Genomic DNA, 24,920 nt, shown 5'->3' with positions numbered 1-24,920 from the left:
GGAACTCAGCCAATCAGCCGCTGATATGACGGGAGGATGACCGAGAGCCGGCACTTTGGTCAATAACGGCGTTCCGTTACGCGATAGAAAAAAACTATCAAAAAGCCTGGATTTCGACGAGCCGGCGCGCCTCATGCAGCAGTGCCGAGACCAGCGGCGTAAACGGCTCACGATGGGTCGCGACCAGTCCGACCAGATGCTCCGCCTCCGGCTCGACGATCGGGATCATGCGAATCTCGGCGGAAAAGCCAAAGGATTCAGCCACATTCCTGGGCATGATCGACGCCCAGCTGCCGGTTCGAATATGCGAGAACAGCACGATCATCGAATTGGATTCCAGCGTTGGCTTGGGTGCGACGCCCGCTTCCGTCATATGCTGGTTGATGATTCGGCGATTTTGCATGTCCGCCGTCAATAGGCAAAGCCGAAGACCGGCGACCTCGCGCCAGGTCACCGCTTGACGATCCGCAAGCGGCGTGCCGGCAGCGGCGATGAGATGATATCGTTCGGCATAGAGCGGCACCGATGTCACACGGCCGAGCGGCTCATTGTCGAGATAGGTGATACCGGCATCGATCTCGAGATTTTCGAGAAGGCTCAGCACCTGCAGCGAGGTGCGCGAGCTGACCGAGAAAGTGACATCCGGATGCTTGTTCTGAAACGGCTCGGTAATGCGCGGCACCATGGCGAGCGCCGTCGGGATGACGGCAATGCGAATATGCCCAGCCAGACCCTTTCTTGCGGCCCGCATCTCTTCGCGCATGGTTCTGGTATCGCCGACGATACGCCGCGCCCATTCCAGCACCCGCTGGCCTTCCGGCGTCAGTCCCTGGTATCGCGAACCACGCTGCACCAGCATCACACCCAGATGATCCTCAAGCTGCCGGATGGCGGCCGAAAGCGTCGGCTGGGATATCCCGCACTCTTCCGCAGCCCGGCCGAAATGCTGTTCGCGGGCAAGCGCAATGAAGAATTCCAGCTTGTCGATCATCGCCACCCCTCTGCCATAGGTCTAGAGCAGTGGCGAGGCACGCGCAATCCGGTCGGCTTAACGGCTTTCGGCCATGGCGGCGGCCGGTTCGCAATACATCCTGTAAAGCACCGACACCAGATCAGTCAGACCGGGATCGGCGATGCTGTAATAGATTTGACGTCCTTCGCGCCGGGTCTTGACCACCTCGTCCATCCGCAACCGCGCCAGCTGCTGCGAAACCACCGCCTGCTGCAGATTGAGGATAGCCTCGATCTCTCCAACCGTCTTTTCACCGCGGCTGAGGATGCACAGGATCAGCAGCCGGCTCTCGTGCGAGAGCGCCTTCAGCAATTCGCTTGCCGCCCGTGCTTTGGACATGAAGCTCTCAAGCTGGTCATGGGTGATATCGACATTCAGATGGGGAAGGGCCATAGGGGTCCAATCGGTTCTCAGATATACGCAAAACACTATATTTCATATCGCAGCAGACGAAAAGTCCCTTACCGGCACAGGGGCATCCCGTTTCGCGGCAACGATGCAGGAATAAGGAAAGTTCCGGCGTTTCACAAGGGAACGGAGTCGGCACGCTCCTTCAGCAGCAAGGCGCTCTTCAGCAGGTCCGCCGATTCACTCTCGTTGAGATGAGGGAAAAGATCCTGGAGCACGCCCTTGGCGCCAACCACGCGCGGCACCGAAAGCGCCACATCACGAACGCCCGCCACTTCCGATGTGACGATGGAGACCGACAGCACGTCGCGTTGATCCCGGGCAATCGCCATCACGATGCGAGCCAGCCCGGCGCCGATGCCATAGTAGGTCGAGCCCTTGCCATTGATGATCTTGTAGGCCGCGTTGCGCACGCCATCGTCGATTTCGGCCCGCACGGTTTCGCTCAAGGGTTTGCCGACCTGCTCGGCAAAGGACAGAAGAGGCACGGAACCGGCCCGCGCATTGGACCAGGCAAGCACCTCGCTGTCGCCGTGCTCGCCCAGCACATAGGCGTGGACCGATTGCGGCGAGATCTCCAGGTGGCGGCCAAGCAGGCTGCGGAAGCGCGCCGAATCGAGGATGGTTCCCGATCCGATCACCCGCTGCGCCGGCAGGCCCGACAACCGGGTCGCCACATAGGTCATGATGTCGACCGGATTGGACGCGATCAGCAGGATGGCATCCGGGGCAACGGCCAGGACCTGGCCGACCACCTGGCGAAACACCTCCGCATTGCGGGTCAGCAGTTCCAGCCGCGTTTCACCAGGCTTCTGGCTGACACCGGCCGCGAGGATCACCACACCGGCTCCCTCCAGGTCACGATAGCCTCCGGCCCGAACCAGTGTGGCCGACACAAACGGTACGGCGTGCGAAATGTCCTCGGCCTGCGCGATCGCCAGGGCCGCATTCATATCCACCAGCACGATCTCGTTGACGATACCCTGCATAGTCAGCGCATAGGCCGCCGAGCTTCCGACCATTCCTGCCCCGACGATCCCGACTTTCATGGCTGTCACTCCTGCTGAAACCGGTCTCTCATAGCACGGGCATGTTTCGCGCAGGCGACGAACGCGCCCGTCGGGCAGTCGAACAATGCTGGCCGCCTGCCGACATGTCAATTCATTAGGCCAAAGGAGGTGTTCGCGCGAAAGATCGGGTGACGCTCAAAAGCAAGAAAGCGGCCTTGCGGCCGCTCTCGGGGAACATTCGAACGGAAAAGCCGGATCAGGCGGGAACGACGATGCCGTTCAGATGGGTCAGTTCCGACAGGTATTGCTCGATGCGGTTCTTCTGCTCGTGATTGTCCGCACCGGCCAGTTCGGCCTTCGCAGCATCGATCCGCTTCGTCAGCGTTTCGCGATTGATCTCGCTCATCGGTACTGCCGATTCGGCCAAAAGCGTGCAGCCCGTCGGGACGATATCGGCAAAGCCGCCGAACACCACGTATTTGCTCGTTTGACCGGAAGCGAGCTTGACCGTCACCACACCCGGCTTGATCGTGGTCATGGTCGGCGCATGATGGGCCATCACGGTCATTTCGCCGTCCGTTGCCGGAATGACCACTTCGCTCACCTGTTCGGAAAGCAGAAGACGCTCGGGCGAAACCAGTTCAAAATTGAAATTGTCGGCCATGACGGTTCACTTCTCTCAATACATCGGGAAAGGGGCGCGCGAAGCGTATTCGCGCGCCGCCAAACCGTTATCAGGCAGCTTCAGCAGCCAGCTTCTTGGCCTTGGCAACAGCCTCTTCCATCGAGCCGACCATGTAGAAGGCCGCTTCCGGCAGGTGGTCGTATTCGCCGTTGACCAGACCCTTGAAGCCCTTGATCGTGTCTTCGAGAGCCACCAGCTTGCCCGGCGAACCGGTGAAGACTTCGGCGACGAAGAACGGCTGCGACAGGAAGCGTTCGATCTTGCGGGCGCGGGCAACCGCGATGCGGTCGTCTTCGGACAGTTCGTCCATGCCGAGGATGGCGATGATGTCCTGGAGAGCCTTGTAGCGCTGCAAGGTCGACTGGACCTTACGGGCGATTTCATAGTGCTCTTCGCCGACAACCAGCGGGTCGAGCATGCGCGAGGTCGAGTCGAGCGGGTCAACAGCCGGGTAGATACCCTTTTCGGCGATCGAGCGCGACAGAACCGTCGTTGCGTCCAGGTGGGCGAACGAGGTTGCCGGCGCCGGGTCGGTCAAGTCGTCGGCGGGAACGTAAATGGCCTGAACCGAGGTGATCGAGCCCTTGGTCGTGGTGGTGATGCGTTCCTGCATCTGGCCCATGTCGGTAGCGAGCGTCGGCTGATAGCCCACGGCCGAAGGAATACGGCCGAGCAGAGCCGACACTTCCGAACCCGCCTGGGTAAAGCGGAAGATGTTGTCGACGAAGAACAGAACGTCCTGGCCCTTGTCGCGGAAGTCTTCAGCGATGGTCAGACCGGTCAGCGCGACACGGGCGCGGGCACCCGGCGGCTCGTTCATCTGGCCGTAAACGAGAGCAGCCTTGGAGCCTTCGCCGCCGCCATGCTTGTTCACGCCCGATTCGATCATTTCGTGGTAAAGGTCGTTGCCCTCGCGGGTACGTTCACCCACGCCGGCGAATACCGAGTAACCACCGTGCGCCTTGGCGACGTTGTTGATCAGTTCCATGATCAGAACGGTCTTGCCGACGCCGGCGCCGCCGAACAGGCCGATCTTGCCGCCCTTGGCGTAAGGGGCCAGAAGGTCGACGACCTTGATGCCGGTGACGAGAATCTGCGCTTCCGTGGACTGCTCGACATAGGCCGGAGCGTCCTGGTGGATGCCGCGCTTGTAGGGGGTGTCCAGCGGACCGGCTTCGTCAACGGGTTCACCGATGACGTTCATGATGCGTCCGAGCGTTTCCGCGCCGACCGGAACCATGATCGGTGCGCCGGTGTCGCGCACGGCCTGACCGCGGACCAGACCTTCGGTCGAGTCCATGGCGATCGTGCGCACGACGCTTTCGCCAAGGTGCTGCGCCACTTCGAGAACAAGGCGGTTGCCCATGTTGTCGGTTTCGAGCGCGTTCAGGATCGGAGGCAGTTCGCCGTCGAAAGCGACGTCGACCACGGCGCCGATGACCTGCGTCACCTTGCCGGCAGAACCGGTTGCGGCAGCCTTTGCCGCGGTAGATTTCTGGGTAGCTGCCTTAGCCATATTCTTACCCTCTTTCCTTAAACCTCAGAGCGCTTCGGCGCCCGAAATGATTTCAATGAGTTCCTTGGTGATCTGCGCCTGACGCTGCCGGTTGTAGGAGAGCGTCAACTTGTTGATCATCTCACCGGCATTGCGCGTCGCATTGTCCATCGCGCTCATCTTCGCGCCCATTTCGCCGGCGACGTTCTCAAGGAGCGCCCGGAAAACCTGAACGGAGATGTTGCGCGGGATCAGATCGCTCAGGATCGCGCCGGCATCGGGCTCATATTCGTAGACCGCCGATGCTGTACCTGCTGAGGCTGCAGCCGACATGTCGACAGCGGCCGGAACCAGTTGCAGAGCGGTCGGAACCTGCGAAATGACCGACTTGAATTCCGAGTAGAACAGCGTTGCTACATCGAATTCGCCGCGTTCGAACATCGTGATGATCTTGCGGCCGATTGCATCGGCATTTTCAAAACCGACGCGCTTGACTTCCCGCAGGTCAGTCCGCTCGACGATCATCGACGCGAATTCGCGCCGCAGGCTGTCGAAGCCCTTCTTGCCGACGCAGAAGAACTTGACGGTCTTGCCTTCGGCCAGAAGCTTGCGGGCATGATCGCGGGCGAAGCGCGAAATCTGGCTATTGAAACCGCCGCAAAGGCCGCGTTCGGCCGTGCAGACGATCAGCAGATGCACGTCGTCCTTGCCGGTCCCCGTCATCAGACGCGGAGCGTCGTCGTCACCACCAACCGCCTGGGCGATGTTGGCAAGGACGGCGCCCATGCGCTGCGAATAGGGCCGGGCTGCCTCGGCAGCCTCCTGCGCGCGGCGCAGTTTCGCCGCGGCGACCATCTTCATCGCCTTGGTGATCTTCTGCGTCGCCTTGACGGAGGCAATCCGATTTTTCAGATCCTTTAGTGAAGGCATCCGTTTACAGTCCTTGGCTCAAGACCCAATCAGGCGAAAGACTTCGCGAAGCTATCGATGGCAGCCTTGAGCTTGCCCTTGATATCGTCGCTGATGGCTTTCTCCGTGCGGATCGCTTCGAGAATGTCCTTGCCTTCCGACCGGAGGTAGGAAAGCAGGCCCTGTTCGAACTTGCCGACCTGGGCAACCGAGATCTTGTCGAGGTAACCGTTCACACCGGCAAAGATCACGGCAACCTGTTCTTCCGTCTTCAGCGGCGAGAACTGCGGCTGCTTCAGAAGTTCGGTCAGGCGTGCACCGCGGTTCAGCAGGCGCTGCGTTGCAGCGTCAAGGTCCGAACCGAACTGAGCGAAGGCGGCCATTTCGCGATACTGGGCGAGTTCACCCTTGATCGAGCCGGCAACCTGCTTCATCGCCTTGATCTGCGCGGCCGAACCAACGCGGGAAACCGACAGACCGACGTTCACGGCCGGACGGATACCCTGGTAGAACAGGTCGGTTTCAAGGAAGATCTGGCCGTCGGTGATCGAGATCACGTTGGTCGGAATGAAGGCCGAAACGTCGTTGCCCTGGGTTTCGATGACCGGCAGAGCGGTCAGCGAGCCGGCACCCTTTTCGTCGGACAGCTTTGCAGCGCGCTCGAGAAGGCGGGAATGCAGGTAGAAGACGTCGCCCGGATAGGCTTCGCGGCCCGGCGGGCGGCGCAGCAGCAGCGACATCTGGCGATAGGCAACGGCCTGCTTGGACAAGTCGTCGTAGCCGATCAGGGCATGCATGCCGTTGTCACGGAAATACTCACCCATGGCAGCGCCAGCAAACGGTGCGAGATACTGCATCGGCGCCGGGTCGGAAGCGGTCGCGGCAACAATGATCGAGTACTTCAGAGCGCCACGCTCTTCGAGAACCTTGACGAACTGAGCAACCGTCGAACGCTTCTGGCCGATTGCGACGTAAACGCAATACAGCTTTTCCGAGTCCGGACCATTGTCGTGAATGGCCTTCTGGTTGAGGATCGTATCGAGGATGATGGCGGTCTTGCCGGTCTGGCGGTCGCCGATGACCAGCTCGCGCTGGCCGCGGCCCACCGGGATCAGAGCGTCGATGGCCTTGAGGCCGGTCGACATCGGCTCATGCACCGATTTGCGCGGGATGATGCCCGGAGCCTTGACGTCGACGCGCGAACGGCGGGTCGCATTGATCGGGCCCTTGCCGTCGATCGGGTTGCCCAGCGCGTCGACGACGCGGCCAAGCAGCTCCGGACCAACCGGGACGTCAACGATGGCGCCGGTCCGCTTGACGGTGTCGCCTTCCTTGATGGCGCGGTCCGAACCGAAGATAACGACGCCGACATTGTCGGCTTCCAGGTTCAGGGCCATGCCGCGGATGCCGCCCGGGAACTCGACCATTTCACCGGCCTGAACGTTGTCCAGACCGTAAACGCGAGCAATACCGTCACCGACGGAGAGCACCTGGCCGACTTCGGAAACCTCGGCTTCCTGGCCAAAGTTTTTGATTTGATCTTTTAGAATTGCGGAAATTTCCGCGGCGCGGATATCCATCAGCCAACCTCTTTCAGTGCAAGCTTAAGGGTGGAAAGTTTGGTGCGAAGAGACGTATCGATCTGGCGGGATCCGACCTTGACGATCAGACCGCCCAGAAGGGAGGGGTCGAGCGAGACGTTAACCGTCACGTCCTTGCCGGTAACGCTCTTCAGCGCCGCTTTCAGTTCGTTTTCCTGCGCTGCGTCAAGCGCATGAGCCGAAGTTACTTCGGCAGTAATCTCACCGCGCTCGCGCGCAGCGATCTGGTGGAATGCAGCGATCATTCCAGTAACGGCGAAAAGGCGGCGATTGCCGGCCACGACCTTGAGGAAGTTGCCAACCAGTCCGCCGATGCCCGCCTTCTGGCAAAGCGCGACGATGGCCTTTTCCTGGTCTTCAGACGAAAACACCGGGCTCGAAAGCAGGCGCTTGAGATCGGCGCTTTCATCGACCATGGCCTGGAAGCGCGCAAGATCGGCACCGACGGCGTCAATGCTCCCCGCTTCGAGCGCAAGCTCGAAGAGCGACGACGCATAGCGCTCGGCCACACCGGAAATGAGCTGGGATGTGTCTGCCACGGGCAAAAATTTCCCTGATTTTGACTTAAGCTGATGGCCCTCGGCGAACGCCGAAATTACCAACTTGAAATCGTTACGTTTTCCCCCAGAAACACAAGCCAACTAGCCTTGCGTTTTCCGAATTTCGCGGTCCGTCTAGCATAGGAAGTCAGGACTCGCAACACGCGTAATAACGGATTACGCCTTTAGCACAAGGCGCCTTCGGCAATTTTCTGAATATCTGCGGCAAATTGCCGGATTATCGTCCGCGCAACACCGTGGACCGGTCAAATGAGCGCCAGGCCGTAAGCCAGGGGGAAAGCCGCCAGGGCAATCTGCACAACCAGAAATAGAATATTACGCAAACTACCGCCTTGATCCGACATGATCGACAGGATTCGCGCAAAGGCCGCCAGCGCCACCGCGGCACCAAGCGCCAGATACATCAGGTTCTGCGCAAGGAGGATCGGAGACAGCGCCGACGCTGCATAGAAGGCTCCAGCCGATCGTGTTTCGGCATATCCCTCGAACCGGCCTTCCCGGGCTTGCAGGCCAAATACACGCAGCGCTATCCCCGGCGCGAACATCACGCACAGGCCAAGGACGGCAATGATGGCGGCCGACAGGAAAGCCATCTGCTCACCTGTTTCAGTTGGAAAATAGAACTCCATCGTGGTCCCCTGCTCTGCCGGAATCGTTTGGCCGTTTATGGCACAGGCGCAGGCTGAGCGGAATCCGCCCCCGCCGCTTTTCATCACGGCAGAACCTGTCTCTCCTGAAAATCAGAGAAAGCTCTGCGGATCCACATCCACCTGGACATGGATGGAGCGGCGTTCCTTCGGCCCATTGGCCAGCATGTCCTTGATAAAGGCCTGCATGTCGCTGCTGCGCCGCCCGTGCACCAACAGCCGGAAGCGATGGCGGCCGCGGATCAGCGCCAGCGGCGCCTCCGCCGGTCCGAGCAGGGCAATGCCCGGCGATTGCGGGGCGGCATTGCGCAGCTGCCGGGCATGGGTTTCGGCATCGGCCCGGTTGTCGGCGGACACGATGATCGACACCAGCCGTCCGAACGGCGGCAGGCCGGCCCGCTCCCGCTCGGCGATCTCGCGCTCATAGAAGGCACCGGCATCGCCGGACACCAGTGCCTGCATCACCGGATGCTGCGGCTGGAAGGTCTGCAGCAGGCCATGGCTCTTGCGCCCGGTTCGTCCGGCGCGGCCTGTCACCTGCGAGAGCAACTGGAACGTCCGCTCGGCGGCCCGCGGGTCGCCATTGGCAAGACCGATATCGGCATCGACGATGCCGACCAGCGTCATCAGCGGGAAATTATGCCCCTTGGCGACCAACTGCGTGCCGATGATGATATCGGCCTCGCCGTTTGCGATCGCCTCAAGCTCCAGCCGCAACCGCTTCACGCCGCCGAGATCGGATGACAGAACCAGCGTCCGCGCATCGGGAAAATGCTTCTCCACCTCTTCGGCAATGCGCTCGACGCCGGGGCCGCAGGCCACCAGATGATCGAGCGTGCCGCATTCGGGACAGGCGTTCGGCGTCGGTTCGGCATAGCCGCACTGATGGCACTGGATCTGCCCGCGGAACCGATGCTCGACCAGCCAGCTCGAACATTGCGGGCATTGGAACCGATGGCCGCAGACCCGGCACAGGGTCAGCGGCGCATAGCCGCGCCTGTTCAGGAACAACAGCGCCTGTTCGCCGCGCTCGACCGTCTTGCCGACCGATTTCAGCAGCAGCGGCGACAGGAACCCGCCGCGATCCGGCGGATGGCGCCGCATGTCGATCAGATGCAAGTCCGGAAGTGCCGCACCGGCATAGCGCGTCGGCAGGTGAATGCGCTTGTAGCGACCGCTCAGGCAATTGACCTGGCTTTCGACCGAAGGCGTCGCGGACACCAGCACAACGGGAATATTGGCAATTCGGGCACGCACCACCGCCATGTCGCGGGCATTGTAGAACACCCTGTCTTCCTGCTTGTAGGCCGGATCGTGTTCTTCATCGACGACGATCAGCCCGAGATCCTCGAACGGCAGGAACAGCGCAGAGCGCGCGCCGGCCACCACCCGCACGTCGCCGGTCGTCACCTGGCGCCAGACCTTTTCCCGCGACCGCGCTGCCAGTTCCGAATGCCATTCGGCGGGTTTTGCCCCGAAGCGGTCCTGGAACCGTTCGAGAAAGCTCGCGGTCAGGGCAATCTCCGGGATCAGGATCAGCACCTGGCGCCCCTGGCGGAGCGTCTCGGCAATCGCCTCGAAATAGATTTCGGTCTTGCCCGATCCCGTTACCCCGTCGATCAGATCGACCGAAAATCCCCCGGTCTTCATGCCCTCGACAATGGCATCCGCCGCCTCGCGCTGCGGCCCCTCCAGCGGCTGGCCGCCGAAATCCGGATCGGGCCTGGCGACGATCGGCGGCGGCGGCAGGAAAATCGTCTCGAAGGCGCCCTGCCCGGCCAGCCCATCAACAACGCTGAGCGAAACGCCCGCTGCATGGGCAAGACCGGAGCGCGACCAGGACAACCCGTCACGGGCCATGTCGAGTACCTTGCGACGCGCCGGCGTGATGCGCTCCGGCTCCATGCCGGTAAACCGCAGTCCTTCGATCATCGGTTCCGGATCGAACGCTGCCGGCGCGCGCAGCGCCATGCGCGCCACCAGTCCCGGCGGCGACAGCGTATAGGTGGCCACCCACTCCAGAAACATGCGCATGTTCTTGTCGAGCGGCGGGCAATCGAAGACTTTTTCCAGCGGCCGCAGCTTGGCGGCATTGACCGGCCCGGCATCCGGCCCGTCCCAGACGACGCCGATCACTTTGCGCGGCCCGAGCGGCACCTGGACGATCGAGCCCGGCTCGACTGCCATGCCCTCGGGCACGGCATAGCTATAAGGCACGGCCGCCGGCATCGGCACAAGGACCGGCACGGTGCGGGGCGCAGGCGTTTCAAACAGCTGGAGCGAATCGTCTTTCATGGGCTGTGCAACTTGCCCGCCGCAGCCGTGAAAGGAAACAGCAAAACGCTTTCCCCCTGTCCCAAACCGCGCCGAAGGCCCGAAGGGTCAGCCGAGATCTGCAGAACCGTTGCCGACTAGCGCGTAAAGATCGCATTGCTGTTGGAGGCAAGGGCATGCACGGTATGCTGTTCGAGTGCCGCTGTGATCTCAGTCACGTCGCCGTCCAGCTGCTCCGGCGGAATGAGATTGCCGATGGTAAAATCGAACAGGTTGCCCTTCTTGTTCAGCAACTCGTAGAACACCGTCATGTCGCGCAGTTCGGTCGACCATTTGGCAAACCAGTAGAACAGGCCGGAATTGCGCGCCGCCATATGCACGGGCAGGATCGGCAGGCCGTATTTCTTGGCCAGCCCGACCGCCGACGTCTTCCAGGGGCGCTCGTTGAGCTTACCGTTTGCCCAATAGGCGATGCGGCCGGAGGGAAACAGGATCGTCGCCTTCTGCTCTTCGACGGCGCGATTGGTCAGCTTCAGGGTCTCGCGCGCCTTCAGCTTGCTCTTGTGCTCGTCGCGCCACTCGACGGGAATGACGATCTCGACAAGCCGCGGATTGACCCGCACCGCATCGCGATTGGCAAAGAACGTCATATCCGGCCGTCGCGTTTTCAGCAGGTCGAACACCGCCACGCCGTCGGCAATGCCGGTCGGGTGGTTGCTGACCAGGATGAAGCCGCCTTTGGCCGGAATGCGTTCGCCACCACGCACATTGATTTCGAGCCGGAGGATATTGCTCAGATATTCAAAGACCTGGAACCCCGGCATGTTGGCCACGTCATCGGCGAATTCGATCGCCTTTCCGTAGCGCAGCAGCGTGTAGAGGAACGGCCGCATCACCGGCCAGAGCGGATGATAGACGATCTTCTGGCCGCGCTCGGCAATCAGCGTATCGACGATATGGCCAGGCTGTCCTTGAGACACCAGGGCCACCGCCTCGGCAAACTGCCCGAACATTGTCATCGAATCGCGGCGTGCCATGTATAACCCCGAATGCCTCGGTCACTCTCTATCGCAGCCTTTTGTGATCGAAGCATGACACGGCAACCCATGTTAGCTTTTCTCTAACCGCTATCGAGCATGGTGAAATAGCAGGCAATCAATGTAAAGGGAAAGCCCCGTGGCCGAATTGCTGACGATTGCGGCGCCCGATCTGCTCGCGGAGCGCCTGAAATGGCTGGAGACCCTATCTGCGGAGCGGCGCCTGTCCGGCAACACCGTCGAGGCTTACGAGCGCGATACCCGCCAGTTTCTCGCCTTCATCACCGGCCATCTCGGCGGCCCGGCGAAAGTCAAGGACATCGGCACGCTGCGCCCGACAGACCTGCGCGCCTTTCTGGCCGCCCGCCGCCGGGAGGGATCCGGCCCGCGCTCGCTGGCCCGGCATCTGGCCGGCCTGCGGTCGTTTCTGCGCTATCTGGAAAAGAAGGGCATGGTCAATGCTGCCGGCGCCGGTGCCATCCGCTCGCCGCGCCAGCCGAAGTCCCTGCCCAAACCCTTGAGCGGCAAGCAGGCGCTCACCGTCGTCAGTGCTGACGCACAGATGAACGAAGAGCCCTGGATCGCAGCCCGCGACGCCGCCGTGCTCACCCTGCTCTACGGTTGCGGCCTGCGCATCTCGGAGGCCCTGGATCTGACACCCTCAGCCTTCAGCACCGACCCGACATCCCTGCGCATCACCGGCAAGGGCGGCAAGACACGCCTTGTCCCGCTTCTGCCCGCCGTGACGGAGGCGGTGGCCGCCTATCGGAAACTCTGCCCTTACCATCTGGAGGCAAAGGAACCGCTGTTTCGCGGCGCGCGCGGCGGCAAACTGCAACCGGCCATCATCCAGCGCGAAATGCAGCGGTTGCGCTCGGCCCTCGGCCTGCCGGAAACTGCCACGCCGCACGCGCTGCGGCATTCCTTCGCCACGCACCTGTTGAGCGGCGGCGGCGACCTGCGCACCATTCAGGAATTGCTCGGCCATGCCAGCCTGTCGACCACGCAGGTCTATACCGGCGTCGACTCAGTACGCCTTCTCGAAGTCTACGAGCGCGCCCATCCGCGCGCCTGAAGCAGTCGGCCGTTAACCATGCCCGTTAAGGCTTCATCAGCCCCGCAGCGATAGGTTTGCCGCTTGAAAATCGGACCGAAGACATGCTCGCGAACTTTGCCCAAGAGATTAAACCTCGCCTGCCCCATTGGCGCCAGGCAGAAAGCCTTATCTGGCTGGTCGCCGGCCTGCCCATGGCAGTCCTCGCACTCCTGCTTCTCGCCCTTCTGTGGGCAGCACCAGCGCATGCCGCCGACGAGACGGTCTGCGCAGGGCAAAATCTTCTGCCCGGTCTTGAGCGCGAACAGCCGAACCGTTACGCGACCATGCTGGCCGAAGCGGAAGCGACGCCGAACGGCAAGAGCCGCTTCTGGAAGATCGAGAAATCAGGCCTTGCTCCCTCCTGGCTGCTTGGCACCATGCACGTCACCGATCCGCGGGTACTGACCCTGTCGGATGCCGCCCGCAAGGCGAGTTCCGAGGCCGACGTGATCGTCATCGAGTCGGACGAAATTCTCGACGAGAAAAAGGCTGCCGCCGCGCTGATGATGCAGCCTGAACTGACCATGTTCACCGACGGCACCACGATTTCCGATCGTCTGACGCCGGAGGAAAAGGTCAAGCTGGAGGCTGGCCTCAAGGAACGCGGCATTCCGCTCGCAGCCGTCAACCGCATGAAGCCGTGGATCATCGCCAGCGTCGTCGCCATGCCGGCCTGCGAAATGGCCCGCAAGGCCACTGGTGCTTCGTTTCTCGACAAGAAACTCGCCGAGGACGCCAAAGCGGCCGGCAAGCGGGTGGCCGGTTTGGAAACACTTGCCGAGCAGATCGGCGCCATGGCGGATCTGCCGCTTGAGTTCCACCTCAAAGCCCTCATCGAAACCCTGGCGTTGAACGAAGAGATGGACGACATCATCGAGACGATGACCGAGCTCTATTTGACCGGCGATATCGGCATGACCATGCCGATGCTGGAGGCTGTAACGCCAGAAGCCGGTAGCGAAAAGGACAGCGGCTATGCCGCCTTCGAAAAGCGCATCGTGCTCGACCGCAACAAGGTGATGGCCGAACGCAGCGCGCCCTTGCTGGCCGACGGCAATGCCTTCATCGCCGTCGGCGCCTTGCACCTGCCCGGCGAAGAGGGATTGGTCGAATTGTTGCGCAAGCAGGGCTTCAGCGTTAGCGCCGTCGACTGAGAGATAGCTAGGTCCGCTGACTGACAACCACAGCGCGCAGGGCAATTCTGAGCTTCGTTCAGTCCTCCCGAAAGCGTTTTTCCCCTATGCCTTTTTCCAGCTGTGAATTTATCCGACGGGCATGTCTGCTTGTTTTATTCTTATTGGCGTCGGTTGCTTGGAGACCCGCTTGGGCGGAGGTAGCTCCTCCCGAATGTTCGGGGCAGAGCTTTCTGCCTCTTTTGCGGGAAAGTGACCCGGAGACCTACGATGCAGTCCTGACCGAGGCCGCCGCAGTCAAAAACGGCAAGGGTGTCGCCTGGCGCATCGAAAAACCCGGAATCGAACCATCGCTGCTTTTCGGTACGGTGCACATTAGTGACCCCCGCATCCTTCAGGTGCCAACGCCGATATTCGAGGCATTCGACCACATCGACACGTTGATCGTCGAATTGAAGGAAATTGCCAATCCAGGGGCCATGACTCTCGAGTTGTTCAAGTATCCCGAACTGTACACGCTCCAAGAGAAACGGCTGGACCAGATCCTTCGGCCCGAAGAAACAGAGATGCTGGCAACCGCGCTCCGACAGCGGGGACTTACGATGGGTTTGTTGGCTCGGATGCGGCCCTGGTTCATTTACATGTCTATGCAGAGCTCGGAATGCGAAGCAAAAAGGAGAGCCGCAGGACAACATGTCCTCGACCAGGCGGCCGCGCTAAAAGCACTTGAAAATGGCATAGAGCTTGTCGGAATCGAAACATTCCGTGAGCAGATGGAGACTTTGGCGAGCGTGAGCGACGAATCCATGCTCTGGGGGCTTATGGACCTGTTTGCCGTGCCCTACACGTTCGATGATCAGACAGAGACACTCATTCAGCTCTATGAGAGCTCCGACACGGGTATGATTTTGGCGCTGGCCTCAGCGCTTGCCCGCGACAAGAAGCCGTTGCACGAGTTCCTCGAGAAAGTTGTTTTCGAGCGCAATCGCAGGATGACGTCACGCGCATTGCCCTATCTTGAAAAGGGCAATGTCATGATCGCTGTCGGTGCCCTACACCTGCCGGGCGAGGAGGGACTTGTTGAACTATTCCGCACACACGGCTTCACAGTTACTGTCATCGAGTAACGGTACCGCGTGTCGCCAGGCTGGCAAGCGTGGTTGAGACGATCAGCTTGTGAAACGGCGTGATCACCGCAATGTAGAGCCGGCCCAGCAGGATCTTGCGCCACACAAGCGTCGTCACGCTGACGGTTTGCCAATCTGGACCATCATCCGCGACATCGACGACAATCCTGAAATCCAGATGCCGATCATCGAAGCCGAGAACCACCTGGGACGGCGTGTTCTGGACGATTGGAAAGATCGCGATCCTGCCAGCTTCGTCGCCCGCCGCAGGGGCGGCAGGCTTCAGGCCGAACAGGCCGACCACGCGGTTGCGGATACCCATGAGCATATCCACCCACCACGGAAAGCTGGACAGCACATGCCGTGCGGCGGCCTCTGCGGTCAGCCCGTGCCCGGCCACCCGCAAACGGTAACAATCGGCCCAGTCAGCCGGAGGCAAAGCCGCATGCGGCAAGGTCACAGGGACTAGAACCGGTCGCATCATCGCATCCGTCATTCGCTGCCCCTACCCGTTTAACCGCGCGTCATGCGCATCGCCACGTCCGTCTTCCAATAGAACTGGTGAACGAGGACCGCAAGAATATGGACGACAATCAGGACCCACATCAGCAGTTTCAGCGGTCCGCCATGCAGGAAGCCGGCGGTGTCATTGCCGAAATAGTATTTGCCGATACCGCTCAACGGCATGACAAAGAACAGGGCGTAGAAGGCCAGATGCGCCACCTTGGCGGCAAGCCTCCCAAGCGGCGGTTCCTCTGCCGGGGCTTCCGGCGCGCGATGGGTGAGGCGCAGGATCACCCGGATCGCGCCAAGACAGAGAACGGCGATGCCGACATAGGCATGGATATTGGCGGAGGCGATCATATCAGGGGCCGGGGTCTGCCCCTCCTCGACCGCCTCGGAAAGCTCTTCCATCGCTTCTGCAAACAGCAGGTTGAACAGGATGAGACCGGCCATCAGCCAGTGGATGAGACGCTGCGGAATTGAATAGGACAAAACAGGGGAGGACGGCATTTTCTTGCCTTTCGTCAATCGGTTAACGGCAATTGCGTCCAGATGATAAAGGCCGCGTCCTGCATGGCAAGACGCGGCCCCGATTATGGAGAAGATTTAATCGATCTATAGAGAATTACATATGGATCGGCTTGAAGAAAGTGGCGAGTGCCGCCTCCTTGACCGCTTCCGACATGGTGGGATGCGCATGGCAGGTGCGCCCCAGATCTTCCGAAGAGCCGCCGAATTCCATCAGCACGGCGATTTCGTGGATCATCTCGCCGGCGCCGAAGCCGATGATGTGGCCGCCAAGAACGCGGTCGGTATCCTTGTCGGCAAGGATCTTGACGAAGCCGTCGGTCGCCAGCATGGCGCGGGCGCGACCGTTGGCCGTGAACGGGAATTTGCCGACCTTGTAGGCGATGCCAGCGGCCTTCAGCTCTTCCTCGGTCTTGCCGACGGAGGCGACTTCCGGCTGGGTATAGACCACGCCCGGGATGACGTCATAGTTCACATGGCCGTGCTGGCCGGCGAGAATTTCGGCCAGAGCCACGCCTTCGTCCTCGGCCTTGTGCGCCAGCATCGGACCCTTGACCACGTCGCCGATGGCATAGATGCCCGGCACATTGGTGCGGTAATGGCCGTCGATTTCGACGCGGCCGCGATTATCGAGCACGACGCCCGCCTCTTCAAGGCCGAGGCCTGCTGTGAAGGGCTTGCGGCCGGTGGCGATCAGCACGACATCGGCGTCGATCGTGGTCGCTTCACCGCCCTTGACGGGCTCATAAGTCACCTTGGCACCCGTGCCGGACTTTGCCACGCCGGTCACCTTGGCGCCCAGCTGGAACTCCATGCCCTGCTTGGCCAGCATGCGCTGGAACTGCTTGGAGACATCACCGTCCATGCCGCCGAGAATGGTGTCGAGATATTCGACGACGGTGACCTTGGCCCCAAGGCGCAGCCAGACGGACCCTAGTTCCAGGCCGATGACACCGCCGCCGACCACGACCATCTTTTCGGGAACCTTGGTCAGCTTGATGCCGCCGGTGGAAGATACGATGACTGTCTCATCGATATCGACGGACACGCCCGGAATGCCGGCAACGTCGGAGCCCGTGGCGATCACGATGCTCTTGGCCTCCAGTTCCTGCACCTCGCCCTTGTCATTGGTCACCGACACCTTGCCGGCGGAAACGATTTTGCCCGTACCCTGGATGCCGTCGATCTTGTTCTTCTTGAACAAGAAGGACACGCCTTCGACATTCGACTTCACGGTCGCATCCTTGTGCGCCATCATCTTGTCGAGGTTGAGTTTCGGCGCACCGACTTCGACGCCCAGCGCATCCATGCCGTGCGCGGCCTGATGGAACATCTCGGAGGCGTGCAGCAGCGCCTTGGAGGGAATGCAGCCGATGTTGAGGCAGGTGCCGCCATAGGTCGCACGCTTCTCGACGACCGCGACCTTCAGGCCGAGCTGCGCCGCCTTGACCGCGCAGACATAACCGCCGGGTCCGCTGCCGATTACAATCACATCATAAGCCATGGGATTTTCCTTTTTTCAGGGCGCTCACCGCCCGCCACTGACATTGAGTATGGCACCCGTCACATAGGATGCCGAAGGGGATAGAAGATAGAGGATCGCGCCGGCGACTTCATCCGCCGTTCCAGGCCTCTGCAGCGGAATGACGGGGCTGAGGTCGCGGGCCCGGTCCGGCAGGCCGCCGGAGGCATGGATATCCGTGTCGATGACGCCGGGACGCACCGCATTGACGCGAATGCCCTCGCGCACCACTTCCTGGGCGAGGCCCACCGTGAACGTGTCGATGGCGCCCTTGGACGCCGCATAGTCGACATACTGGTTTGCCGAGCCGAGCAGGGATGCGACCGACGAGACATTGACGATCACCCCGCCCGGGCCGCCGTGTTTCGTCGACATGCGACGCACGGCCTCCGCCGCACAGCGGATCGAGCCGATCACGTTGATGCGGAACATCCGCTCCAGGCGCTCGGCCGACATCTCGTCGACCCGCGCCTTGACGTCGACGACACCGGCATTGTTAACGAGGCCGTCCAGCCGACCGAATGTACGATCGACGCCTTCAAAAATCGAGGTTATGCCCGCCTCGCTTCCGACATCACCCTGCACGGCGGCGGCGACACCGCCGGCCTTGCGGATCTCATCGACCACGGCTTCAGCGGCCCCGGCATTCGAGGCATAGTTGACGACGACCCGCCATCCGGCCTTTGCAGCCATCCGGCAGACGCTGGCACCAATGCCGCGGCTGCCGCCAGTCACCAGCAAAACGGGGGCTTCATCGCTCATGACGCGCATCCCTCCAGGACAAGCACATCGCCCACGGACGCCGAGATATTCCTGGTCGACCAGAGGGCGGAAATGCCGGCCAGGCGGCCGAAATCCGACAGGATCAGCTGCGGTGTCGCAGCAGCGCCGGCCGCCGGCAGGTCACCGATCCGCGCATCGGCGGACACGCTATAGAACACCCCGTCCCACACCGTGCATTTGCGCAGATCCTCGCCGGTCACATCACCCTCGGGGCATTGATACATCAGGAGGCCATTGGCGCGCTGCCCGTCGTCACCGGCCAGCACCACGCCATCGAGAACCAGCTTGCTGTCGAGCAGCGTCACCGTAAACCCATGGCTTGTGGCCGCCGCCGGCTCCGGCACCGGCTGGAAGCGCAGTTCGAAACTCTTGTGGTTGTCGCGATAGATCGCCTTGTCCTGCGCACAATCGGCCGCCATCGCGGACGATCCCGCGACAACCGCAAACGACAACATGGCAGCAGACAGGCGATGGGCGGCGTCCATGATCAACCCGCCTTCTCGGTGGCAAGCTTCAGACCGAGCAGGATGAAGACGACGCCGCTGGCACGGTCGATCCATTGGCTGATCCGCCCGAACGCCGCCCGCATCTTCGGCGTCGTCATGAACAGGCTCACGCCGACGAACCAGGCAATCAGGCAGGTGGCCATGACAAATCCGTAGCCGAACTTGATGAGGATCGGCGTATGGGCGCTGACGACGGTCGAAAAGATCGACAGGAAGAAGAACACCGGCTTGGGATTGAGCGCATTGGCGGCAAAGCCGAGCCCGAAGGATTTCAGCAGCGACTGGCCCCGTTTTTCCGCACCGGATGCCGCAGGGGCATCGACGGACATATCCGTCTTGCCGGCCCGCAGCGACTTGATGCCGATATAGATCAGATAGGCGACACCGCACCATTTGACGATGTTGAACAGCGTGATCGACTGGGAAATGATCAGCCCGAGGCCGAGGATCGTGTAGGTGACGTGGAACATCAGCGAGGTGCCGATGCCGAAACTGGTGACGATGGCCGGGCGACGGCCATGCAGCAGCGACTGGCGCATCACCATGGCAAGGTCCGCACCCGGCGAGACGATCGCGAAGGAGAAGATGGCCATCAGGGATGCAAGTTCGATCAGATAGGCATGCATGCAATCGTCTCCCCGCCGTGCCGCAAAGGGCCGTCTTGCCGGCGAATTAAAGAACCAGTGTCGCGACCATCAGGCCGAGCCCCGCCAGCGACCCAAGCCAGGCGAGCGAGCGGATATAGGGCACACCGGCCAGGTAGAGCGGAATGTAGATCAAACGGAAAACAAGCCAGATCCAGGCGCCGGTCAATCCCCAGCCCGAAGCATCGCCTGCGATCGCCAGGGCCAGCGCCAGGCCGATGAAGGCCGGATAGGTCTCGCGAAAATTCGCCGAGGCGCGCGCGGCACGGCCGGCGATCTTTCCGGAAGGCTTTTTCTCGTCGTCGCGCGGACCGGCATTCCATGCCGATCCGAGTTCGCGGGTGGCGGTCATGCCCTGCAGCCCGATATGAAACAGCAAAAGCAACACGCTCCAGCCGACAAGCAAAAGAAGCAAGGATACGCCTATATTTTCAAGCATCATCCAGCATCCTTTTCTTCAAAATCAGCATTCTGATCTCTAACCCAGATAGAAGACAGAAAATAATCTATCTCAAACGCCGAAGCACGCTCGCTCGCAACAGGAACCGAATTGATCTCATATCGAAAGGTTAGCGATCTCTCCGGATTCTGAAATTCGACATAAATATCCCGCTCATCGCCTCCAGAAAGGCTCCAGTCGCCGTCCATTCTGCGAAACGCATTTAGGGCGTCCGGAAGAGTGAGTAAGTCGATTCCGTCTCTACCTGAGGCCTTTACCGTCTGTTCTCCCAAATAGATCTCGAATTTTCCATTCCAATGTAAACGGCCCCCTCCGCTACCAATTTTTGGAAGAAACGGAATAAGCTTGAATGCTTTCAACCTGAAGTCAGAGTTGAAGAAAAACTCACAATTGGGTGCATAGATCGACCAAGAGGAATAAGGTGCGTGAACGGCTCCATCCACCTCAATATCACCCTCATCGAAAAGTGCTCGAATTCCATCACGATCGGTTTTACCTAATTCTATAGGACCGGAAAACCCGGCCCTATAGAAGTCCATAAGATCGAAACATACTGGCTCGACAGACACGGCGCGTTCGCCCTTACAGATCGAGAACGAGGCGTTCCAGATCTTCCAGGCTTTCCTTGACGCGGACCAGGAAGGTCACGGCTTCCTTGCCGTCCACCATGCGGTGGTCGTAGCTGAGCGCCAGATACATCATCGGACGGATGACCACCTGACCGCCGATCGCCATCGGACGTTCCTGGATCTTATGCATGCCAAGGATGCCGGACTGCGGAGCGTTGAGGATCGGCGAGGACATCAGCGAGCCGTAGACACCCCCGTTCGAGATGGTGAACGTGCCGCCCTGCATGTCGGCCATCGACAGCTGGCCATCGCGGGCCAGCCGGCCGAGACGACCGATATCCTTCTCGATTTCCGCAATCGACATCTGGTCGGCATCGCGAACGACCGGAACCACCAGGCCCTTGTCCGTGCCGACGGCAACACCGATATGGCAATAGTTCTTGAAGACGATGTCGGTGCCGTCGATCTCGGCGTTGACAGCCGGGATTTCCTTCAGCGCATGGGTGACGGCCTTGGTGAAGAAGCCCATGAAGCCGAGCTTGACGCCATGCTTCTTCTCGAAGATGTCCTTGTACTTGTTGCGCAGGCTCATGACCGCCGTCATGTCCACCTCGTTATAGGTGGTCAGCATGGCGGCCGTGTTCTGGGCATCCTTGAGGCGCTTGGCGATGGTCTGGCGCAGGCGGGTCATCTTGACGCGCTCTTCGCGGCCGGCATCCTCGGCAGAAGAAACCGGGCGCGGTGCAGCCGGGGCGGCCGGCGCCGGCGTGGCACTGATGCCCTTGGCGACGGCGGCGATCACATCGCCCTTCAGAACCTGGCCACGCTTGCCGGAACCGTCCACCTGCTCGGCGGAAAGGTTGTTTTCAGCCAGCATCTTGGCCGCAGCAGGAGCAGCCGGCATGGCTGTAGTCGCGGGCGCCGGTGCGGAAACAGCGGCAGCAGCCACCGGTGCGGCAGCGGCGGGCGCGGCAGAAGCAGCAGCCTTGGCGGGTTCAGCCGGAGCCGCGCCGGCAGCAGCGGCATCGATCTGGCCAAGCAATGCGCCGAGACCGACGGTCTCGCCATTGGCGGCGACGATTTCGGTCAGGATGCCCGAGGCCGGAGCCGGAACTTCGACGGTGACCTTGTCGGTTTCCAGCTCAACGATCGGCTCGTCGGCCTTCACGGTGTCGCCAACCTTCTTGAACCAGGTGCCGACCGTCGCTTCGCTGACGGATTCACCCAGGGTGGGAACGCGGATTTCTGTGGCCATGATTTTGTGTTCCGTTGATCAGATAGCGTTTCTGGCGATGGTCTATGGTCGCTGGGAGGCTTTTCAGCCCCCGAGCGCGTCCTCAAGGAAAGCCTCGAGTTGGGAAAGGTGCTTGGACATCAGGCCCGTTGCCGGCGAGGCAGCGGCCGGACGGCCGGTGTAGCGAACCCGCTGATACTTGGCGTCGATATGCGCCAGCACCCATTCCAGGTAAGGATCGATGAAGGACCAGCCGCCCATGTTCTTCGGCTCTTCCTGGCACCAGACCATCTCCGCATTGCGGAAGCGGCTGAGCTCGTTGATCAGCGCCTTGGCCGGGAACGGATAGAGCTGCTCGATGCGCAGCAGGTAGACGTCGTCGATGCCGCGCTTCTCGCGCTCTTCCAAGAGGTCGTAATAGACCTTGCCCGAGCACATCACGACGCGACGGATCTTGGCATCCTTCTGCAGCTTGATCGGGCCGTCCTTGATGACTTCGGCATCGTCCCACAGCAGGCGGTGGAACGAGGTTTCGCCGGCCATTTCGGCAAGGCTGGACGTGGCACGCTTGTGGCGCAGCAAGGACTTCGGCGTCATCAGGATCAGCGGCTTGCGGAAGTCGCGCTTCAGCTGGCGGCGCAGCACGTGGTAGTAGTTGGCCGGCGTCGTGCAATAGGCGACCTGCATATTGTCTTCGGCGCAAAGCTGCAGGAAGCGTTCCAGGCGCGCCGACGAATGCTCCGGTCCCTGGCCTTCGTAGCCGTGCGGCAGAAGGCAGACGAGACCCGACATGCGCAGCCACTTGCGTTCGCCCGACGAGACGAACTGGTCGAAGACCACCTGGGCACCGTTGGCGAAGTCGCCGAACTGGGCTTCCCAGAGCGTCAGCGCATTCGGACGGGCCAGAGAATAGCCGTATTCGAAACCGAGAACCGCCTCTTCCGACAGCATCGAGTTGATGACTTCGTACTTGCCCTGGTTCGGAGCCAGATTGGCGAGCGGGATATAGCGCTCTTCGGTTTCCTGATCGTAGAGCACCGAATGGCGCTGCGAGAACGTGCCGCGTTCGCAATCCTGGCCGGACAGGCGCACCTTGCTGCCTTCGTAGCAAAGCGTACCGAAGGCCAGCGCCTCGGCCATGGCCCAGTCGATCCCCTCGCCGGTTTCGATCATCTGCGCGCGGTTGTCCATGAAGCGCTGGATGGTGCGGTGCGCCTTGAAGCCTTCCGGAATGGTCGACAGCTTGCGGCCGATTTCCTTGAGCGTCTTCATCGGCATCGCGGTCTTGCCGCGGCGCTGTTCGTCGGCATTGTCGGCGGTCCTAAGACCCGACCATACGCCGTCCAGCCAGTCGGCCTTGTTCGGCTTGTAGGATTGGCCAGCCTCGAACTCCTGTTCGAGATGGGCGCGCCAGTCGGCCTTCATCTTCTCCAGTTCGCCTTCGGAGATCAGGCCTTCGGCGATCAGGCGTTCGCCGTAGATCTGCACGACCGTCTTGTGCTGGCGGATGGCCTTGTACATCTTCGGCTGCGTGAACGCCGGCTCATCGCCTTCGTTATGGCCGAAGCGGCGATAGCAGAACATGTCGATGACGACAGGCTTGTGGAACTTCATCCGGTATTCGGTGGCGATCTTGGCGGCATAGGTGACCGCTTCCGGATCGTCGCCGTTCACATGGAAGATCGGCGCCTCGATCATCTTGGCCACGTCGGACGGATAGGGCGAAGAGCGCGAGAAGGCCGGATTGGTGGTGAAACCGATCTGGTTGTTGATGATGAAATGCATCGTGCCGGCAACGCGGTGGCCGCGCAGGCCCGACAGCCCCAGGATTTCAGCAACGACGCCCTGGCCGGCAAAGGCCGCATCGCCATGCAGCAGCAGCGGCAGAACCTTGGCCCGCTCCTTGAGCGGCACGATGTCGCCGTCCCAGACCTTGGCGAGCTGGTCCTGCTTGGCGCGGGCCTTGCCCATGACGACAGGGTTGACGATTTCCAGATGCGACGGATTGGCCGTCAGCGACAGGTGAACCTTGTTGCCGTCGAATTCGCGGTCGGAGGACGCACCCAGATGGTACTTCACGTCGCCGGAGCCTTCGACTTCGTCCGGCTTGAAGGAGCCGCCCTTGAACTCGTGGAACACGGCGCGATGGGGCTTCGCCATCACATTGGTCAGCACGTTCAGACGGCCGCGATGGGCCATCCCGAAAACGACTTCTTCCAGGCCTTCCTGGCCGCCGCGCTTGATGATCTGCTCCAGCGCCGGGATCAGCGCTTCGCCGCCGTCGAGGCCGAAGCGCTTGGTGCCCTTGTACTTGACGTCGATGAACTGCTCGAAGCCTTCCGACTCGATCAGCTTCTGCAGAATGGCCTTCTTGCCGTTCGGCGTGAATTCGACGCCTTTGCCGGGACCTTCGATGCGTTCCTGGATCCAGGCCTTTTCGTCAGGATTGGAGATATGCATGAACTCGACGCCCAGCGTCGAGCAATAGGTGCGCTTCAGGATATCGAGCATTTCCGGGATCGTCGCATATTCGAGACCCAGAACGTTGTCGATGAAGATCTTGCGGCTGTAATCGGCTTCGGTGAAGCCGTAAGCCTGTGGCGAAAGCTCGTTATAGTCCTCGACGGGGGCCGCCAGACCCAGCGGATCGAGATTGGCGTGCAGGTGACCGCGCATGCGATAGGCGCGGATCATCATGATGGCGCGCACGCTGTCGCGCGTCGCCTGCAGGACCTGAGCTTCGGAAATCGTCTGGCCGACGGCTTCGGCCTTGGCCTTCACCTTGGTTTCGACGACCTTTTCGATCTGGCCCCAATTGCCGTCGAGCGCCGAGATCAGCTCGCCATTGGCGGCGATCGGCCAGCTCTTCTTCTGCCAGGAGGCGCCCTTGGCGGCCTTCTTCACATCATCGGGATTGTCGCCGAGCGCCTTGAAAAAGGCCTGCCATTCCGCCGGAACGGCGCTGGCGTCTTCCTCGTACCGCGCATAAAGCTGTTCGATATAGGCCGCATTCGATCCGTCGAGAAACGACGTGATCTGGAACTGCTCGTTGGCTTCTTGCCTTGCCATGGTGCTTCGCGGACGTTTCCGCCCGCCTCCCGACTTGAGGTGATGACCGTCGACCGGTCTGCCGCTTTTCACGATCGTCCGCGACGACCGCTGATGTCTTCCATTCG

At 61.2% G+C, this 24,920-nt stretch carries 24 protein-coding genes; 3 read left to right on the top strand and 21 right to left on the bottom strand.

Annotated elements, in window-relative coordinates; translation table 11 throughout:
• Window positions 1-97: 97 nt before the first annotated feature.
• The 11 genes from HFC70_RS11630 to HFC70_RS11580 all read right to left on the bottom strand — a co-directional run bounded on the left by HFC70_RS11630 (window position 98) and on the right by HFC70_RS11580 (window position 11,638).
• Window positions 98-991: a LysR family transcriptional regulator gene (locus HFC70_RS11630; protein ID WP_168473404.1), complete on the bottom strand. Its 894-nt coding sequence runs from the start codon at window positions 989-991 to the stop codon at window positions 98-100.
• A gap of 57 nt (window positions 992-1,048) precedes the next feature.
• Entirely contained in the window at window positions 1,049-1,405 is a 357-nt protein-coding gene (locus HFC70_RS11625) for a helix-turn-helix transcriptional regulator (protein ID WP_168473403.1), read from the bottom strand.
• A gap of 131 nt (window positions 1,406-1,536) precedes the next feature.
• Window positions 1,537-2,469, bottom strand: a complete 933-nt coding sequence (locus HFC70_RS11620) for an L-lactate dehydrogenase (protein ID WP_168473402.1) — start codon at window positions 2,467-2,469, stop codon at window positions 1,537-1,539.
• A 217-nt stretch (window positions 2,470-2,686) separates the two neighbouring features.
• The gene (locus HFC70_RS11615) at window positions 2,687-3,094 is read right to left on the bottom strand and encodes a F0F1 ATP synthase subunit epsilon (RefSeq protein ID WP_168473401.1); all 408 of its coding nucleotides are present in this window, start codon (window positions 3,092-3,094) and stop codon (window positions 2,687-2,689) included.
• Between the two features lie 70 nt (window positions 3,095-3,164).
• Window positions 3,165-4,631: a F0F1 ATP synthase subunit beta gene (gene atpD / locus HFC70_RS11610; protein ID WP_168473400.1), complete on the bottom strand. Its 1,467-nt coding sequence runs from the start codon at window positions 4,629-4,631 to the stop codon at window positions 3,165-3,167.
• A 24-nt stretch (window positions 4,632-4,655) separates the two neighbouring features.
• The gene (locus HFC70_RS11605) at window positions 4,656-5,540 is read right to left on the bottom strand and encodes a F0F1 ATP synthase subunit gamma (protein WP_168473399.1); all 885 of its coding nucleotides are present in this window, start codon (window positions 5,538-5,540) and stop codon (window positions 4,656-4,658) included.
• A gap of 29 nt (window positions 5,541-5,569) precedes the next feature.
• Window positions 5,570-7,099, bottom strand: a complete 1,530-nt coding sequence (atpA, locus tag HFC70_RS11600; RefSeq protein WP_168473398.1) for a F0F1 ATP synthase subunit alpha — start codon at window positions 7,097-7,099, stop codon at window positions 5,570-5,572.
• Window positions 7,099-7,665, bottom strand: coding sequence for a F0F1 ATP synthase subunit delta (locus tag HFC70_RS11595; RefSeq protein WP_168473524.1), 567 nt, complete (start codon window positions 7,663-7,665; stop codon window positions 7,099-7,101). The genes atpA and HFC70_RS11595 overlap by 1 nt, the downstream gene beginning before the upstream one ends.
• Window positions 7,666-7,925: 260 nt before the next feature.
• The gene (locus HFC70_RS11590) at window positions 7,926-8,309 is read right to left on the bottom strand and encodes a DUF4345 domain-containing protein (RefSeq protein WP_168473397.1); all 384 of its coding nucleotides are present in this window, start codon (window positions 8,307-8,309) and stop codon (window positions 7,926-7,928) included.
• A 111-nt stretch (window positions 8,310-8,420) separates the two neighbouring features.
• Window positions 8,421-10,622 carry a primosomal protein N' gene (locus HFC70_RS11585; RefSeq protein ID WP_168473396.1) on the bottom strand — a complete coding sequence of 734 codons (2,202 nt, stop codon included), beginning with the start codon at window positions 10,620-10,622 and terminating at the stop codon, window positions 8,421-8,423.
• 116 nt (window positions 10,623-10,738) lie between these two features.
• The gene (locus tag HFC70_RS11580) at window positions 10,739-11,638 is read right to left on the bottom strand and encodes a GNAT family N-acetyltransferase (RefSeq protein ID WP_168473395.1); all 900 of its coding nucleotides are present in this window, start codon (window positions 11,636-11,638) and stop codon (window positions 10,739-10,741) included.
• 139 nt (window positions 11,639-11,777) lie between these two features.
• Between HFC70_RS11580 and HFC70_RS11575 the strand changes: the two genes are divergently transcribed.
• The 3 genes from HFC70_RS11575 to HFC70_RS11565 all read left to right on the top strand — a co-directional run bounded on the left by HFC70_RS11575 (window position 11,778) and on the right by HFC70_RS11565 (window position 14,994).
• Complete coding sequence (locus tag HFC70_RS11575; RefSeq protein WP_168473394.1) at window positions 11,778-12,713, top strand: tyrosine recombinase XerC; 936 nt, start codon at window positions 11,778-11,780, stop codon at window positions 12,711-12,713.
• Window positions 12,714-12,886: 173 nt separating this feature from the next.
• Window positions 12,887-13,888 (top strand): TraB/GumN family protein, encoded by a 1,002-nt coding sequence (locus tag HFC70_RS11570; protein WP_246735740.1) that lies wholly within the window; start codon window positions 12,887-12,889, stop codon window positions 13,886-13,888.
• A 221-nt stretch (window positions 13,889-14,109) separates the two neighbouring features.
• Window positions 14,110-14,994: a TraB/GumN family protein gene (locus HFC70_RS11565; RefSeq protein ID WP_168473392.1), complete on the top strand. Its 885-nt coding sequence runs from the start codon at window positions 14,110-14,112 to the stop codon at window positions 14,992-14,994.
• On the opposite strand, the gene HFC70_RS11560 is transcribed toward HFC70_RS11565, so the two are convergent.
• The 10 genes from HFC70_RS11560 to HFC70_RS11515 all read right to left on the bottom strand — a co-directional run bounded on the left by HFC70_RS11560 (window position 14,984) and on the right by HFC70_RS11515 (window position 24,813).
• Entirely contained in the window at window positions 14,984-15,490 is a 507-nt protein-coding gene (locus HFC70_RS11560; protein WP_246735739.1) for a DUF2867 domain-containing protein, read from the bottom strand. The genes HFC70_RS11565 and HFC70_RS11560 overlap by 11 nt on opposite strands.
• A gap of 17 nt (window positions 15,491-15,507) precedes the next feature.
• The gene (locus tag HFC70_RS11555) at window positions 15,508-16,008 is read right to left on the bottom strand and encodes a cytochrome b (protein WP_168473391.1); all 501 of its coding nucleotides are present in this window, start codon (window positions 16,006-16,008) and stop codon (window positions 15,508-15,510) included.
• A gap of 115 nt (window positions 16,009-16,123) precedes the next feature.
• A complete protein-coding gene (lpdA, locus tag HFC70_RS11550) occupies window positions 16,124-17,530 on the bottom strand; it encodes a dihydrolipoyl dehydrogenase (protein ID WP_168473390.1) in 1,407 nt (468 codons plus the stop codon).
• A 24-nt stretch (window positions 17,531-17,554) separates the two neighbouring features.
• Window positions 17,555-18,310 (bottom strand): SDR family oxidoreductase, encoded by a 756-nt coding sequence (locus HFC70_RS11545; RefSeq protein ID WP_168473389.1) that lies wholly within the window; start codon window positions 18,308-18,310, stop codon window positions 17,555-17,557.
• Window positions 18,307-18,816 (bottom strand): hypothetical protein, encoded by a 510-nt coding sequence (locus HFC70_RS11540; protein WP_168473388.1) that lies wholly within the window; start codon window positions 18,814-18,816, stop codon window positions 18,307-18,309. The genes HFC70_RS11545 and HFC70_RS11540 overlap by 4 nt, the downstream gene beginning before the upstream one ends.
• Window positions 18,817-18,818: 2 nt before the next feature.
• The gene (locus tag HFC70_RS11535) at window positions 18,819-19,463 is read right to left on the bottom strand and encodes a LysE family translocator (RefSeq protein ID WP_168473387.1); all 645 of its coding nucleotides are present in this window, start codon (window positions 19,461-19,463) and stop codon (window positions 18,819-18,821) included.
• 46 nt (window positions 19,464-19,509) lie between these two features.
• On the bottom strand, window positions 19,510-19,920 hold the full coding sequence (locus HFC70_RS11530) for an MAPEG family protein (protein ID WP_246735738.1): 411 nt from the start codon (window positions 19,918-19,920) through the stop codon (window positions 19,510-19,512).
• Window positions 19,920-20,510: a hypothetical protein gene (locus tag HFC70_RS11525; protein WP_168473385.1), complete on the bottom strand. Its 591-nt coding sequence runs from the start codon at window positions 20,508-20,510 to the stop codon at window positions 19,920-19,922. Before HFC70_RS11525 ends, HFC70_RS11530 begins: the two co-directional genes overlap by 1 nt.
• A 13-nt stretch (window positions 20,511-20,523) precedes the next feature.
• Complete coding sequence (gene odhB, locus HFC70_RS11520) at window positions 20,524-21,765, bottom strand: 2-oxoglutarate dehydrogenase complex dihydrolipoyllysine-residue succinyltransferase (RefSeq protein WP_168473384.1); 1,242 nt, start codon at window positions 21,763-21,765, stop codon at window positions 20,524-20,526.
• A 63-nt stretch (window positions 21,766-21,828) separates the two neighbouring features.
• Window positions 21,829-24,813, bottom strand: a complete 2,985-nt coding sequence (locus HFC70_RS11515) for a 2-oxoglutarate dehydrogenase E1 component (protein ID WP_168473383.1) — start codon at window positions 24,811-24,813, stop codon at window positions 21,829-21,831.
• Window positions 24,814-24,920: the final 107 nt, after the last annotated feature.

It is taken from the genome of Agrobacterium sp. a22-2 (assembly GCF_012276985.1).
Classification (GTDB): Bacteria; Pseudomonadota; Alphaproteobacteria; order Rhizobiales; family Rhizobiaceae; genus Allorhizobium.
The sequence above is the reverse complement of the archived record's forward strand: the minus strand, read 5'-3'. Positions and strand labels throughout refer to the sequence as shown.